Raw genomic sequence first — 15,739 nt, 5'->3', positions numbered from 1 at the left:
CAGAACAACATCAGAGAGCCCGCATGCGCTACAGGAACACCCGATGAGCCAGTACGAATTTACCGTCACCGTGCGTCCGCAGTACCTTCCGGAACAATCGGAACCGGATCGGCGGCAGTTTGCCTTCGCCTACACGATCACCATCCGCAATAGCGGCGAGGTACCGGCACAGCTGATTTCACGTCACTGGGTGATTACCGACGGCGACAACAAGGTGCAGGAAGTGAACGGGCTGGGTGTGGTCGGCCATCAGCCGTTCCTCCAGCCTGGCGAACAGTTCGAGTACACGAGCTGGGCGATGGTGGCGACGCCGGTGGGCACCATGCGCGGCGAGTACTTCTGCGTGGCGGAGGACGGCACACGCTTCGAAGCGCCCATCGCGGAATTCGCGCTGACCATGCCGCGCACGCTCCACTGAGCCGGGCATGCGTGCACCGTTGGCGTGGTTTGGCGGACTGGCGCGTCAGCGACGGTCGTCGGACCAGTCTTCCTTCTTGAGCGGGTCGCCGGACGCGTCGCGTGGATCCGCGGGGTCCACCCTGTCCACCCCTTCTACCGTATCGCTTGGCATCGGCCGGGTGGCGCGCATCTGGCGAACCCTGCGTCCGGGCGACGGCTTGCGTCGCAAGATCACGATAGCGGCGACGATCACGATCGCCAGCAACACCTCCGGCAATACCAGCAAGGCCGGATATTCATCGAACAGATTACTCATGACGTCCTTCCTGAATGTGTTCGGGCGGTGGCGCCCGGGCCGGGGCCTGGCGCTCGCCGCGTTTGCCGCATTGCTCTATGGTTGTTCGAGTGTGCCTCCGTCGACCCCGTCGCGTCCAGGCGTTCCGCCGTCGAATGTGGCAACGCCTCCGGCCAGTGCGGGACGCATGCAGGCCGTGACATGGGCCGACGTCGATGGCTGGCAGGATGATTCCCTGATCGGCGCACGTCTCGCGCTCGCCCAAACCTGCGTGAAACTGGGACGTCAGACGAAGTGGCAACCGGCGTGCCGGGCCTCCGAGCAACTCGACGATCTCGACGCTGCCTCGGTGCGTCAGTTCTTCGAGCAGTACTTTACGCCGTTTCGCATCGCGAACTCCGATGGGACGCAGACGGGGCTGATCACCGGTTACTACGAACCGCTGCTGCATGGCTCGCGCGTGCGCAGCGGGGTCTACCAGACGCCGCTGTATAAATGGCCCGCCGGACGCAAGGCCGGATCGCTTCCCGCCCGTGCCGAACTGATGCGCAGCGGCATGTTGCGCGGCTACGAGCTGGTGTACGTCGACGATCCGATCGAGGCGTTCTTCCTGCAAGTCCAGGGCTCCGGTCAGATCGTGCTCGACGACGGCTCGATCATGCGCGTGGGCTACGGCGGCAACAACGATCAGCCGTACAAGTCGATCGGCCGCTGGCTGATCGATCGCGGCGAGATCACGGCGGCGCAGGCGACGATGCAGGGCATTCGTGCCTGGGCGCGCGCGAACCCGTCGCGCGTCGATGCGCTGCTCGACGTGAATCCGCGCTTCGTCTTCTTCCGCGAAATGCCGAACCACGGCGTGGGCGGCATCGAAGGCCCCATCGGCGCGCTGGGCGTGCCCTTGACGGCAGAGCGCTCGATTGCCGTCGATCCGGCGTCGATCCCGCTGGGCAGCCCTGTGTTCCTGTCGACGACGCGTCCGCCGTTCGGGCCGCAGGCCAATTCGCCGATCAACCGGCTGATGTTCGCGCAGGACACCGGCAGTGCAATCAAGGGCGGCGTTCGTGCCGACTTCTTCTGGGGGCTGGGCGACGATGCCGGTGATCTGGCCGGACGCATGCGCCAGAGCGGCAAGATGTGGGTGTTCCTGCCGAACCAGTGAGCCGGAGCGCTTTCGGCAAATTTCGACGCCGACGCCCATGAAAAAGCCCGAGAACGACGCGGGCTTTTTTCATGCTGACGAGATGCCGTGAGCGTCTTAGCGCGGGCGCTTGTCCACGACCCGGCGTGCTTTGCCGACGGAGCGTTCGATGCCGCCGACCGGCTTCACGCGTACCGCACACGACACGCCGATGAGCGTCTTGATGTCGCGCTTGAGTTCACCGCCCGCCGCTTGCAACGCAGCGGCGTCGTCGCATCCGACGGCCGCTTCGACGTCCACCGCCATTGTGTCCATCGGACCTTCCTTGTCCAGAATGATCTGATAGTGCGGGGACAGCACCGGCTGACGCAGCAGCAATTCCTCGATCTGCGACGGGAAGACGTTCACGCCGCGAATGATCATCATGTCGTCCGAACGGCCGGTGATCTTCTCCATCCGACGCATCGTGCGCGCCGTGCCCGGCAGCAGGCGCGTGAGATCGCGCGTGCGGTAACGAATGATCGGCAGCGCTTCCTTCGTGAGCGACGTGAACACCAACTCGCCAAACTCGCCGTCGGGCAGCACTTCACCCGTCTCCGGATCGATGATTTCGGGATAGAAGTGGTCTTCCCAGATGGTCGGACCGTCCTTCGTCTCGGCGCATTCGCAAGCCACGCCCGGGCCCATCACTTCCGACAGGCCGTAGATGTCGACCGCGTCGATTCCCATGCGCTTTTCGATGGCCGTGCGCATGTCGTTCGTCCATGGCTCCGCGCCGAAGATGCCGATGCGCAGCGACGATTCCGCTGCCACGATGCCCTGACGTTCCAGTTCGTCGGCGATCGCGAGCATGTAGCTCGGCGTCACCATGATGATGTCCGGCTTGAAGTCCTGAATCAGTTGCACTTGCTTCTCGGTCTGACCGCCGCCGAACGGAATCACCGTCAGGCCGGCGCGCTCTGCACCGTAGTGCGCACCGAGACCGCCCGTGAACAGGCCATAGCCATAGCTGATATGCACCTTGTCGCCGCGACGCGCACCCGAGGCGCGGATCGAACGTGCGACCAGATCGGCCCAGGTGCTGATGTCGTTAGCGGTGTAGCCCACAACCGTCGGCTTGCCTGTCGTGCCCGAGGACGCATGCACGCGCGAGACCTGCTCCATCGGCACCGCGAACATGCCGAAGGGATAGCTGTCGCGCAGATCCTGCTTCGTCGTGAACGGGAACTTGGCCAGATCGGCCAGCGAGGTCAGTTCGTCCGGGTGGACGCCGGCCTCTTCGAACTTCCGGCGATACACCGGCGAATTCTCGTAGGCATGCCGCAGCGTCGTCTTCAGTCGGTCGAGCTGAAGGGCGCGCAGTTCGTCGAGGCTCGCTTTCTCGATCGGCTCGAGCGGCAAGGCGGTGGTCATGACTGTCTCCTTGGGGTCTTGCTTCTTACGCTGATACGTTGATTACCTCGCGCGCGCCCGATGCCGGAGGTGCGTAATACCGAGTACTGCCGAGTACTACCGAGTACTACGGGGTATTGCCGGACTTCGTCAGACGACGCTGCCCTTGATCTGTGCGGACTTGCCGCGGAACATCGCCACCACCTCACCGGCGCTGTTCGTCAAACGAATGTCGTAAATGCCATGACGCCCTGAGAGCACCTGCTCCTGCGCTTCGGCGGTGAGCGTGTCGCCGCCCGAGACCGGCTTGAGGAACTCGATGCTGCAACCGGCCGCCACCGTCACGACGTTGTAGCTGTTGCAGGCGAACGCAAACGTCGAATCGGCCAGCGTGAACATCAGGCCGCCGTGGCAGATGGCGTGACCGTTGAGGAATTCGTCACGAATGCGCATCGACATACGGGCATAGCCCGGACGCACTTCCTGCAACTCCATGCCCAGCCATTGGCTCGCTCGGTCGGTGCTGTACATCGCTTCGCCCGTCGCGTGGGCGAGTTCTTCCGGCGTCATGTCACTGACGGCTTTGGCGGCGGAGGTTTGGCTCATCGGGGGTTCCTCTTGTGTCTCGTCTAATCTTGTTATGTCGTGGTCTCTTGCGCGGCGCGTGTGGTTTTGGCGTTCGGTGTGCGTCGCTGCCTGTTTTGTTTTTCCTCGGTCCTGCGTACCTTCAGCTTGCTCGGTGCTTCGTCCGTGCTTGTCCGTGCTTCGTCGGCGATCAGCGGCCCTCGAACTTCGGCGCGCGCTTTTGCAGGAACGCGTTCACGCCTTCCGCATAGTCGTAGGAGGCGCCCAGCGAGCGTTGTCCGTCGCGCTCCAGATCCAGTTGCTGATCTAGCGTGTTGGTCGCCGAGGCGTAAAGCGCTTCCTTGATGGTCGCGAGCGCCTTGGTGGGTTGCGTGGCCAGTTGCGTGGCGAGCTTTTGGGCTTCGGGCAACAACGCGTCGTCGTCGACGCATCGCCAGATCAGGCCCCACTGTTCCGCCTGCTCGGCCGAGAGCTTGTCGCCGAGCATCGCCAGTCCCATCGCGCGGGCCATGCCGATGCGTTGCGGCAGGAACCACGTGCCGCCGGTGTCCGGCACGAGGCCGATCTTCACGAAGGCCTGCACGAAGTTGACGCAAGCGCCCGCCAGAACGATGTCGCACGCGAGCGCCAAATTTGCACCCGCCCCTGCGGCGATGCCGTTCACTGCCGCAATCACCGGCATCGGCATGGCGCGCAGCCTGCGCACGAGCGGGTTGAAGTTCTCGTCGATCAGCGCGCCGAGATCGGTCGATGCGCCCGGTGTGAAGTCCAGATCCGCCAGATCCTGCCCGGCGCAGAAGCCGCGGCCCGCACCGGTGATCACAATGGCGCGTGCGCCTTGTGCCTGCGCGGTGTCGAGGGCGTCGCGCAGTTCCGCGTGCATCTGCCGCGTGAAGCTGTTGAGCTTCTCGGGACGGTTGAGCGTGATCGTGGCGACATTGTCTTGCAGCGTCAGTTGAATCGTGGCGGTCATCGGGGGCTGTCTCCGGGGCTCTCTATATAGAAGGGTTATCGCTCAGACGCGCTCGATGGCGATGGCGATGCCCTGACCCACGCCGATGCACATCGTGCACAGCGCGAAGCGGCCGCCCGTGCGGTGAAGCTGATACATCGCCGTCGTCACCAGACGTGCGCCCGACGCACCCAGCGGATGGCCCAGCGCGATCGCGCCGCCATTCGGGTTCACGCGGGCGTCGTCATCGGCGAGGCCGAGTTGACGCATCACCGCCAGGCCCTGGCTGGCGAACGCTTCGTTCAGCTCGATGACGTCGAACTGGTCGAGCGTCATGTTCAGTTGCTTGAGCAACTTGACCGTGGCCGGGGCCGGCCCGATGCCCATGATGCGCGGTGCGACACCGGCGGTCGCCATGCCGAGCACGCGGGCACGCGGCGTGAGGCCATGCAGTTTGGCGGCGCTTTCGCTGGCCAGCAGCAGAGCGCACGAGCCGTCGTTCACGCCGGAGGCGTTGCCGGCGGTGACGGTGCCGTCGGCACGAACCACGCCCTTGAGCTTGCCCAGCGCTTCCATGCTCGTGGCGCGCGGATGTTCGTCATGTTCTACGACGATGGCGTCGCCCTTTTTCTGGGCGATGGACACCGGCGTGATTTCCTGTGCGAGCGTGCCGTCGGCTTGCGCGCGCGCGGCCTTCTCCTGGCTGCGCAGCGCAAAACGGTCCTGATCTTCGCGATTGATCTTGAAGTCGTCGGCCACGTTCTCTGCCGTCTCCGGCATCGAGTCGACGCCGTACTGCGCCTTCATGAGCGGGTTGATGAAGCGCCAGCCGATGGTCGTGTCGAAAATCGCGGCCTGACGCGAGAACGCGCTGTCGGCCTTGCCCATCACGAACGGTGCGCGCGTCATCGATTCGACGCCGCCTGCGATCATCAACCCGGCTTCGCCCGCCTTGATGGCGCGTGCGGCGGTGCCGATGGCGTCCATGCCGGAGCCGCACAGGCGGTTGAGCGTCGCGCCCGGCACGTCGGTGGGCAACTCGGCAAGCAGCGACGCCATGCGAGCGACGTTGCGGTTGTCTTCACCTGCCTGATTGGCGCAGCCGTAAATAACGTCGTCGATCAGCGTCCAGTCGACGTTCGGGTTGCGCGCCATCAGCGCCTTGAGGGGGATCGCGCCGAGGTTGTCGGCGCGAACGTCCTTCAGCGCACCGCCGTAACGGCCGATGGGAGTGCGGATCGCGTCGCAGATGAAGGCTTCGGTCATGGTGTCTCGTTCCTGTCTTGGCTTGGGGCGGGAAGATCGGTCGCGGGGCCTGAGCACTGAAGCGCAGGGGCCATGCGACGGTGAGTGACTATGGTGGTGACTTACCGTCGCAATTGCGTGAGGGGTTTCCCGTCCTCTCTATCTATAGATGTGACTCGATGGACGTGAGTCAGGCAGCGCCCGCTTCGGACTTGGCCGGCACGTGGTGGCGGCTTTGCACGACGCGGAAACGATTGGCAACGAAAGCTGCGTCGGCCAGGCTGGCGTTTGCAGCCGGGTTGCCGCCCGTGCCGTGGTAGTCCGAGTAGGCCGCCGACTGATTGACGAACACGCCGCCGGTCAGATTGAGCGACAGAGCGACGCGGCCTTCGATGGCGGCGTCGAGTGCCAGTGCTTCGCCTTCCGGCGTCGTCGTGTAGGCCGACAGCGTGAGGGCGCCGTGCTGCGCAGCGGTGCGTCCGGCCAGCGCGAAGGCTTGCTCGCCGCTGTCCACCGCGATCACGAACGTGACCGGGCCGAACCATTCTCGGGTGTAGGTGGCTTCGTCGGCGACGTCGAGCGCGACGATCAGCGGCGTGCGCACGCGCGCACCGGCGAAGGCCGGGTGTTCGAGCGTCTGGCTGTCGAGCACCACACGGCCGACCTTGCGGGCTTCGTCGATGCGAGCGAGGACGCCTTCGTTCTGGATCGCGCCGAGCAGTTCGACGGCCTTGGCCGGATCGCTGCACGTCTTCTGAACGCTACCGGCAATGGCGGCCACCACTTCGTCGAACGAGACCTTACCGTCCGGCGTCTGAATTCCGTCTCGCGGGATGTAGATGTTCTGCGGCGCGGTGCACATCTGGCCCGAGTACAGCGCGAGCGAGAAACCGATGTTGCGGGCCATGCCCTTGAGGTCGTCCGTCGAGTCGATCACGATCTGGTTCACGCCGGCCTTCTCGGTGTAGACCTGCGCCTGACGCGCGTTGATCTCCAGCCAGTCGCCGTTGGCGGTGCTGCCGGTGAAATCGATCACGCGCACTTCGTCGCGCTTCGCGAGTTGCTGGACGATGGCGCCGTCGTTCGGGTTGGTCGCGGCGAGCGTGACGACATCCGGATCGAAACCGGCTTCCTTGAGCACTTCACGCGCGATCTTCACGGTGATGGCGAGCGGCAGGATCGCGCCCGGATGCGGTTTGACGACGACGGCATTGCCGGTCGCGAGGCTGGCGAACAGGCCGGGATAGCCGTTCCACGTCGGGAACGTGCAGCAGCCAAGCACCAACGCCACGCCACGCGGCACGACGGTGTAGCGCTTTTCCATCGCCAGCGGCGGGTTCTTGCCCTGCGGCTTTTCCCAGTAGGCGTCTGCCGGAATGCGGCGCAGTTCGTCCCATGCGTAGGCCACGGCTTCGAGACCGCGATCTTGTGCGTGCGGGCCACCGGCCTGAAACGCCATCATGAAAGCCTGACCCGTCGTGTGCATCACGGCGTTGGCCATCTCGAAACTACGTGCGTTCAGGCGCTTGAGGATTTCGAGCGAGACGCCGACCCAGGCGTCCGGCGTCGCGGCGCGCCACGACTTGTGGGCATCCTTCACGCGGGCGAGCAGGGCGTCGATTTCGAATCCGGGGTAGGTCGTGCCGAGCGCAAAGCCGAACGGCGAGGCTTCCTGGCCGACGCTACCCGTGCTGCCGCGCTGCTCCAGCGGGAAGGCGGCGTTCAGATACTGTTTAAAAGCGGCTTCGCCATCGGCGGCGGCCGTCTCGCCATAAGCGCGCGGGCTCGGCATTTCCGTAAACGGGCTCCAGTAACCACGCGTGGCGATGGCCTGAAGGGCGCGCTCGAGAGTCTCTTGGTGTTTGGCGAAGAGGGGATGAGTCATGGTTGTGGATCTGTCCGTGTCGGGATGCGGCTGGCGGATTCGCTATCTTGCGGGCAAGTTCGTGGCTCGCGTGGCAAGACGCAGGGGACGGCACCGGGTCGTCTGACTAATGGGGCTGACGCATGCTTGGACCGATGCTTGTCGTCGCTTCGTCGTCAACATTAATTGACCGACCGGTTGGTTTGTTAATATAGCACCAAATCTTCCGGGCGTGGAGCACGATGATGCCGGGTTTTCCCCGACGGATCCGGGCGGGCGCGCTGTGCGGCGCAAGCGGGCGTGGCGAATGCCGGGCGGGCGGTCGGTTCGGGGAATTCATCGTCGGATGCAACTGGCTCTCGCGCCCGATTTCTCGGACTTTGTCCCGACATTGGATGGCTTGCGGCCTCCAATCTGCGCTGCGGAACGAAAGGTGCGTGCCCGGGGGATCGATGGCATCATGCCTAACCACTGCAGTCGACGCGCCGCGAGCCGCACACCCAGGCCCGTGGAGAGCGCCGCGGCGCCGTCGCAAACCGATGGCGCGCCCATCGCCTTATTTGTTTCCGGCGGCTACCCGGGTATCGAGCCCGAGTAACCGCAGACCCCCGAATCACAAGACGAGACTTTGACTGGAGGAGTAAGAGGATGACGTACGAGAACATTCTGGTGGAGACGCGCGGTCGCGTCGGTCTGATCACGCTGAATCGTCCGAAAGCGCTCAACGCGCTGAATGACGCGCTGGTGGACGAGCTGGGCGCTGCGCTCACCGCCTTCGACGCCGACGAAGCCATCGGTTGCATGGTGATCACCGGGAGTGAGAAGGCGTTCGCCGCCGGCGCCGACATCGGCATGATGTCCAAGTACACGTTCGCCGACGTCTTCAAGGGCGACTACATCACGCGCAACTGGGAGACGGTGCGCCGCATCCGCAAGCCGGTCATCGCTGCAGTGTCGGGATTCGCACTCGGCGGCGGGTGCGAACTGGCGATGATGTGTGACTTCATCATCGCCGCGGACAACGCAAAGTTCGGACAGCCCGAGATCAAGCTTGGGGTGATTCCGGGCGCGGGCGGTACACAGCGTCTCACGCGTGCCGTGTCGAAGGCCAAGGCCATGGACATGTGCCTGACCGCGCGCTTCATGGACGCCATCGAAGCCGAGCGCGCCGGCCTCGTTTCGCGCATCGTGCCGCTCGACAAGTTGCTCGACGAGGCGATCGGCGCGGCCAACACCATTTGTGAATACTCGCTGCCGGTCGTCATGGCTGCGAAGGAAGCCGTCAACCGCGCTTTCGAATCGACTCTCGACGAGGGCGTGCAATTCGAGCGTCGGATGTTCCATTCGCTCTTCGCACTGGAAGACCAGAAGGAAGGCATGGCGGCGTTCGTCGAAAAGCGCAAGCCGGTTTTCAAGCACCGCTGATCTATTGCGAAAAGCCGGGACGGCCGCCGTTGGGGAGGTCGTCCTATGATAGGCTGCCGGTTTTTTCAGCAAGGGACGAAACAATGTCGATGAAACGACGTGCATTTGCGCTGGCCCTGGTGGTGGCCTCGGGGCTGCTGTTGAGTGCCTGCGGGAAGAAGGAAGAATCGGCTGCGGGCCGGTCGGTCGGGCCGGACGGCTCGCAACCTGTGTACGTCGTCGGATCGGACGCTGCCTATGCGCCGTTCGAATTCGAAACCGATACCCGGCAGATCGCCGGTTTCGATATCGATGTGATGAAAGCCGTCGCCGATAAGGCGGGCATCTCCATTCGTTTTATCAATACGCCGTTCGAAGGCATCTTCAATTCGCTGGTGCAGGGCGACCGCGACATCCTGATCTCCGCGATCACGATTACGGACGAACGCAGCAAACAGATGGATTTTTCGAAGCCTTACTTCGAGGCGTCGCAGTTGATCGCCGTGCCCGCGAACTCGACCGTGCAGAAGTTCGACGATTTGAAGTCGATGAAGGTCGGCGTGCAGACGGCGACGACGGGCGACGAAGTCGTGCAGAAACTGATGGGCAAGAACAATCCGTCGGTCAAACGTTTCGAAGGCACGCCGCTGGCAATGAAGGAACTCGAAGCGGGGGGCGTTGATGCAGTGGTCGCAGATAACGGTGTCGTGGTGAACTTCATTGCGAATAATCCGAATGCGAAGCTTCGCACGGTCGCTGACAGCAGCTTCCCGAAGGAGTACTACGGCATTGCGGTGCGCAAGGGCGATGCCGAGTTGCTGGCCAAGATCAACAAGGGTGTCGATGCGATCAAGGCGGATGGCACGTATGACGCCATCTACGAGCGGTACTTCGGTAAGAAGTAGTCCCGAAGTCACCTGGCATACAGCGCCTGCCGACGCTGTATGAAATGAAAAAACCCCGTCGCGACGGGGCTTTTTCATGGGTTTTCAAATTATTTTCACAAAGTGCTTGCCAGGGTTCGGGGTTTTCACTAATATTCCGTCTCTCGCAACGACAGCGACGCAGCGAAAGCAGCGACGAAGTTGAAGCGACGGGCTGGAAAGCCCGGTGGTTAGTGGTTTTGGAGCTTGCGAGTCGCTACGGCGACGAACGAAGAAAGCGAAAAAAACTGTTGACGACGACGAGAAGCTGCGACATAATCTCACTTCTCTGCTGCTGATGCAGCGACGCAGAAAACGAAGCGACGGCGCGGTAACAAAGCGACGAAGTTAAGTCAGATGCGATTGATCTTTAAAAATTAAACAACCGATAAGTGTGGGCACTCGATGAATGGTGCGTCTGCTTCGGCAGATAAGCTTTAAATTTATTGAGGCTCACATAGTAATAGGTAAGTTAAGTAATTAACTTGTCAGCATACTTTGAGAGCGACCGGTTCGAGTGATTTATCACGAAAAACCGAAAACAGTAACAGGTTTAAACTGAAGAGTTTGATCCTGGCTCAGATTGAACGCTGGCGGCATGCCTTACACATGCAAGTCGAACGGCAGCACGGGTGCTTGCACCTGGTGGCGAGTGGCGAACGGGTGAGTAATATATCGGAACGTACCTTGTAGTGGGGGATAGCTCGGCGAAAGCCGGATTAATACCGCATACGCTCTGAGGAGGAAAGCGGGGGACCTTCGGGCCTCGCGCTACAAGAGCGGCCGATATCAGATTAGCTAGTTGGTGGGGTAAAAGCTTACCAAGGCGACGATCTGTAGCTGGTCTGAGAGGACGACCAGCCACACTGGGACTGAGACACGGCCCAGACTCCTACGGGAGGCAGCAGTGGGGAATTTTGGACAATGGGCGAAAGCCTGATCCAGCAATGCCGCGTGTGTGAAGAAGGCCTTCGGGTTGTAAAGCACTTTTGTCCGGAAAGAAATCCTCTGGGTTAATACCTCGGGGGGATGACGGTACCGGAAGAATAAGCACCGGCTAACTACGTGCCAGCAGCCGCGGTAATACGTAGGGTGCAAGCGTTAATCGGAATTACTGGGCGTAAAGCGTGCGCAGGCGGTTTTGTAAGACGGATGTGAAATCCCCGGGCTTAACCTGGGAACTGCATTCGTGACTGCAAGGCTAGAGTATGGCAGAGGGGGGTAGAATTCCACGTGTAGCAGTGAAATGCGTAGAGATGTGGAGGAATACCGATGGCGAAGGCAGCCCCCTGGGCCAATACTGACGCTCATGCACGAAAGCGTGGGGAGCAAACAGGATTAGATACCCTGGTAGTCCACGCCCTAAACGATGTCAACTAGTTGTTGGGGATTCATTTCCTTAGTAACGAAGCTAACGCGTGAAGTTGACCGCCTGGGGAGTACGGTCGCAAGATTAAAACTCAAAGGAATTGACGGGGACCCGCACAAGCGGTGGATGATGTGGATTAATTCGATGCAACGCGAAAAACCTTACCTACCCTTGACATGTACGGAAGTCCGCTGAGAGGTGGATGTGCTCGAAAGAGAACCGTAACACAGGTGCTGCATGGCTGTCGTCAGCTCGTGTCGTGAGATGTTGGGTTAAGTCCCGCAACGAGCGCAACCCTTGTCCTTAGTTGCTACGCAAGAGCACTCTAAGGAGACTGCCGGTGACAAACCGGAGGAAGGTGGGGATGACGTCAAGTCCTCATGGCCCTTATGGGTAGGGCTTCACACGTCATACAATGGTCGGTACAGAGGGCTGCCAAACCGCGAGGTGGAGCTAACCCCAGAAAACCGATCGTAGTCCGGATCGCAGTCTGCAACTCGACTGCGTGAAGCTGGAATCGCTAGTAATCGCGGATCAGCATGTCGCGGTGAATACGTTCCCGGGTCTTGTACACACCGCCCGTCACACCATGGGAGTGGGTTTTGCCAGAAGTAGGTAGCCTAACCGTAAGGAGGGCGCTTACCACGGCAGGATTCATGACTGGGGTGAAGTCGTAACAAGGTAGCCGTAGGGGAACCTGCGGCTGGATCACCTCCTTTCTAGAGCATGCACTGGAAGTTGAGTGTTCACGCTTATCGGTTGTTGACTGCGTAGATCTAAGTCGGGTCTATAGCTCAGTTGGTTAGAGCACCGTCTTGATAAGGCGGGGGTCGATGGTTCGAGTCCATCTAGACCCACCAAGCTTTTTAACCACTGTGCGACAGACTCAAGTGGTGGTAAGTCGGCTTGATTGGGGGATTAGCTCAGCTGGGAGAGCACCTGCTTTGCAAGCAGGGGGTCGTCGGTTCGATCCCGTCATCCTCCACCAATACCTTAGATCGCATCGATGTCAGTCAAAAGCAAGTTATCTCAGTGGTACTTCTGAAGTAAATCCCTGAAAATGAATGCTTTTGAATGACAACAATGTCATGCAGTTTATGTTCTTTAACAATTTGGAAGAAGAAGTAGTACAACGGAAGCGCGTTAGAGATGGCGCGTGGAAATTGTACGGGTTGTGATTGTATCAACCAGTATTTAAGTGATCGAAAGATGACTTGGAATACGGCACAACGCTAATACTCAACCTGTAGCGAATGTCTGGCTTCGGCAAGACACACTCGTTATAGGGTCAAGCGAATAAGTGCATGTGGTGGATGCCTTGGCGATTACAGGCGATGAAGGACGCGATAGCCTGCGAAAAGTTGTGGGGAGCTGGCAAATAAGCATTGATCCACAAATGTCCGAATGGGGAAACCCGGCCTTTTAGGTCATCCTAGACTGAATACATAGGTCTAGCGAAGCGAACGCGGCGAACTGAAACATCTAAGTAGCTGCAGGAAAAGAAATCAACCGAGATTCCCAAAGTAGTGGCGAGCGAAATGGGACCAGCCTTCAAGATTTAGCACCGGTGTTATCAAAACGGAATGGAAAGTCCGGCCATAGTGGGTGATAGCCCCGTATGAGAAAACCCTGGTGTGGAACTAAGCTTGAGAAAAGTAGGGCGGGACACGTGAAATCCTGTCTGAAGATGGGGGGACCATCCTCCAAGGCTAAATACTCGTAATCGACCGATAGTGAACCAGTACCGTGAGGGAAAGGCGAAAAGAACCCCGGGAGGGGAGTGAAATAGATCCTGAAACCGCATGCATACAAACAGTCGGAGCCTCGTAAGGGGTGACGGCGTACCTTTTGTATAATGGGTCAGCGACTTACATTCAGTGGCAAGCTTAACCGAATAGGGAAGGCGTAGCGAAAGCGAGTCCGAATAGGGCGTTCAGTCGCTGGGTGTAGACCCGAAACCAAGTGATCTATCCATGGCCAGGTTGAAGGTGCGGTAACACGTACTGGAGGACCGAACCCACTAACGTTGAAAAGTTAGGGGATGAGCTGTGGATAGGGGTGAAAGGCTAAACAAACTTGGAAATAGCTGGTTCTCTCCGAAAACTATTTAGGTAGTGCCTCGTGTATCACCTTCGGGGGTAGAGCACTGTCATGGTTGAGGGGTCCATTGCGGATTACCTCGCCATAGCAAACTCCGAATACCGAAGAGTGCAATCACGGGAGACAGACATCGGGTGCTAACGTCCGGTGTCAAGAGGGAAACAACCCAGACCGCCAGCTAAGGTCCCTAAATATTGCTAAGTGGGAAACGAAGTGGGAAGGCTAAAACAGTCAGGAGGTTGGCTTAGAAGCAGCCACCCTTTAAAGAAAGCGTAATAGCTCACTGATCGAGTCGTCCTGCGCGGAAGATGTAACGGGGCTAAGCAATATACCGAAGCTGCGGATGCGAGCTTGCTCGCATGGTAGGAGAGCGTTCTGTAAGCCTGTGAAGGTGTCTTGTAAAGGATGCTGGAGGTATCAGAAGTGCGAATGCTGACATGAGTAGCGATAAAGGGGGTGAAAGGCCCCCTCGCCGTAAGCCCAAGGTTTCCTACGCAACGTTCATCGGCGTAGGGTGAGTCGGCCCCTAAGGCGAGGCAGAGATGCGTAGCTGATGGGAAGCAGGTTAATATTCCTGCACCGTCGTATGATGCGATGGGGGGACGGATCGCGGAAGGTTGTCCGGGTGTTGGAAGTCCCGGTCCCTGCAGTGGAGAAGGCGCTTAGGCAAATCCGGGCGCGTAATTCAAGGCTGTGGGGCGAGCGAACTTGTTCGCGAAGCAATTGGAAGTGGTTCCAAGAAAAGCCTCTAAGCTTCAGTCATACGAGACCGTACCGCAAACCGACACAGGTGGGCGAGATGAGTATTCTAAGGCGCTTGAGAGAACTCGGGAGAAGGAACTCGGCAAATTGGTACCGTAACTTCGGGATAAGGTACGCCCTTGTAGCTTAACTGGCCTGCGCCAGGAGGGTGAAGGGGTTGCAATAAACTGGTGGCTGCGACTGTTTAATAAAAACACAGCACTCTGCAAACACGAAAGTGGACGTATAGGGTGTGACGCCTGCCCGGTGCCGGAAGATTAAATGATGGGGTGCAAGCTCTTGATTGAAGTCCCGGTAAACGGCGGCCGTAACTATAACGGTCCTAAGGTAGCGAAATTCCTTGTCGGGTAAGTTCCGACCTGCACGAATGGCGTAACGATGGCCACACTGTCTCCTCCCGAGACTCAGCGAAGTTGAAGTGTTTGTGATGATGCAATCTACCCGCGGCTAGACGGAAAGACCCCATGAACCTTTACTGTAGCTTTGCATTGGACTTTGAACCGGTCTGTGTAGGATAGGTGGGAGGCTTTGAAGCAGGAACGCTAGTTTCTGTGGAGCCGTCCTTGAAATACCACCCTGGTTTGTTTGAGGTTCTAACCTAGGTCCGTAATCCGGATCGGGGACAGTGCATGGTAGGCAGTTTGACTGGGGCGGTCTCCTCCCAAAGTGTAACGGAGGAGTACGAAGGTACGCTAGGTACGGTCGGAAATCGTGCTGATAGTGCAATGGCAAAAGCGTGCTTAACTGCGAGACTGACAAGTCGAGCAGGTGCGAAAGCAGGTCATAGTGATCCGGTGGTTCTGTATGGAAGGGCCATCGCTCAACGGATAAAAGGTACTCTGGGGATAACAGGCTGATACCGCCCAAGAGTTCATATCGACGGCGGTGTTTGGCACCTCGATGTCGGCTCATCTCATCCTGGGGCTGTAGCCGGTCCCAAGGGTATGGCTGTTCGCCATTTAAAGAGGTACGTGAGCTGGGTTTAAAACGTCGTGAGACAGTTTGGTCCCTATCTGCCGTGGGCGTTGGAAGTTTGAAGGGGGCTGCTCCTAGTACGAGAGGACCGGAGTGGACGAACCTCTGGTGTACCGGTTGTCACGCCAGTGGCATCGCCGGGTAGCTATGTTCGGAAGAGATAACCGCTGAAAGCATCTAAGCGGGAAACTCGCCTTAAGATGAGACTTCCCTAGGAACTCGATTCCTTTGAAGGGTCGTTCAAGACCAGGACGTTGATAGGTCAGGTGTGGAAGCGCAGTAATGCGTTAAGCTAACTGATACTAATTGCCCGTAAGGCTTGATCCTATAACC

10 protein-coding genes, 2 tRNA genes and 2 rRNA genes are annotated in these 15,739 nt (G+C 59.7%); 8 read left to right on the top strand and 6 right to left on the bottom strand.

What is annotated here, in order from left to right:
- The first annotated feature begins 43 nt into the window (after positions 1–43).
- Positions 44–418 carry a Co2+/Mg2+ efflux protein ApaG gene (gene apaG, locus MB84_RS22020; protein ID WP_039393382.1) on the top strand — a complete coding sequence of 125 codons (375 nt, stop codon included), beginning with the start codon at positions 44–46 and terminating at the stop codon, positions 416–418.
- A 45-nt stretch (positions 419–463) separates the two neighbouring features.
- On the opposite strand, the gene MB84_RS22015 is transcribed toward apaG, so the two are convergent.
- Positions 464–715, bottom strand: a complete 252-nt coding sequence (locus MB84_RS22015; protein ID WP_046289896.1) for a hypothetical protein — start codon at positions 713–715, stop codon at positions 464–466.
- Here MB84_RS22015 and mltA point away from each other — a divergent pair.
- The gene (gene mltA / locus MB84_RS22010) at positions 714–1,856 is read left to right on the top strand and encodes a murein transglycosylase A (RefSeq protein WP_046289895.1); all 1,143 of its coding nucleotides are present in this window, start codon (positions 714–716) and stop codon (positions 1,854–1,856) included. The genes MB84_RS22015 and mltA overlap by 2 nt on opposite strands.
- A gap of 96 nt (positions 1,857–1,952) precedes the next feature.
- Here mltA and paaK read toward each other — a convergent pair whose 3' ends face one another.
- From paaK to paaN, 5 genes are all read right to left on the bottom strand, one after another.
- Positions 1,953–3,248, bottom strand: a complete 1,296-nt coding sequence (gene paaK, locus MB84_RS22005; RefSeq protein WP_046289894.1) for a phenylacetate--CoA ligase PaaK — start codon at positions 3,246–3,248, stop codon at positions 1,953–1,955.
- A 129-nt stretch (positions 3,249–3,377) separates the two neighbouring features.
- Positions 3,378–3,833, bottom strand: coding sequence for a hydroxyphenylacetyl-CoA thioesterase PaaI (paaI, locus tag MB84_RS22000; RefSeq protein WP_425415876.1), 456 nt, complete (start codon positions 3,831–3,833; stop codon positions 3,378–3,380).
- Between the two features lie 169 nt (positions 3,834–4,002).
- A complete protein-coding gene (paaG, locus tag MB84_RS21995) occupies positions 4,003–4,785 on the bottom strand; it encodes a 2-(1,2-epoxy-1,2-dihydrophenyl)acetyl-CoA isomerase PaaG (protein WP_046289893.1) in 783 nt (260 codons plus the stop codon).
- A gap of 42 nt (positions 4,786–4,827) precedes the next feature.
- Complete coding sequence (gene pcaF / locus MB84_RS21990) at positions 4,828–6,030, bottom strand: 3-oxoadipyl-CoA thiolase (RefSeq protein ID WP_046289892.1); 1,203 nt, start codon at positions 6,028–6,030, stop codon at positions 4,828–4,830.
- Between the two features lie 169 nt (positions 6,031–6,199).
- The gene (gene paaN, locus MB84_RS21985; RefSeq protein WP_046289891.1) at positions 6,200–7,894 is read right to left on the bottom strand and encodes a phenylacetic acid degradation protein PaaN; all 1,695 of its coding nucleotides are present in this window, start codon (positions 7,892–7,894) and stop codon (positions 6,200–6,202) included.
- 627 nt (positions 7,895–8,521) lie between these two features.
- Here paaN and MB84_RS21975 point away from each other — a divergent pair.
- From MB84_RS21975 to MB84_RS21950, 6 genes are all read left to right on the top strand, one after another.
- Complete coding sequence (locus MB84_RS21975) at positions 8,522–9,298, top strand: enoyl-CoA hydratase (RefSeq protein ID WP_046289889.1); 777 nt, start codon at positions 8,522–8,524, stop codon at positions 9,296–9,298.
- 83 nt (positions 9,299–9,381) lie between these two features.
- Positions 9,382–10,182 (top strand): basic amino acid ABC transporter substrate-binding protein, encoded by an 801-nt coding sequence (locus MB84_RS21970; RefSeq protein ID WP_046289888.1) that lies wholly within the window; start codon positions 9,382–9,384, stop codon positions 10,180–10,182.
- 573 nt (positions 10,183–10,755) lie between these two features.
- A 16S ribosomal RNA gene (locus tag MB84_RS21965) occupies positions 10,756–12,288 on the top strand.
- A 64-nt stretch (positions 12,289–12,352) separates the two neighbouring features.
- Positions 12,353–12,429, top strand: a tRNA-Ile gene (locus tag MB84_RS21960).
- Between the two features lie 52 nt (positions 12,430–12,481).
- Positions 12,482–12,557, top strand: a tRNA-Ala gene (locus MB84_RS21955).
- Between the two features lie 298 nt (positions 12,558–12,855).
- A 23S ribosomal RNA gene (locus MB84_RS21950) occupies positions 12,856–15,733 on the top strand.
- The 16S and 23S rRNA genes sit together here with 2 tRNA genes alongside, the layout of an rRNA operon.
- Positions 15,734–15,739 lie beyond the last annotated feature (6 nt).

It is taken from the genome of Pandoraea oxalativorans (assembly GCF_000972785.3).
In the GTDB taxonomy this organism is placed as follows: Bacteria; Pseudomonadota; Gammaproteobacteria; order Burkholderiales; family Burkholderiaceae; genus Pandoraea; species Pandoraea oxalativorans.
The sequence above is the reverse complement of the archived record's forward strand: the minus strand, read 5'-3'. Positions and strand labels throughout refer to the sequence as shown.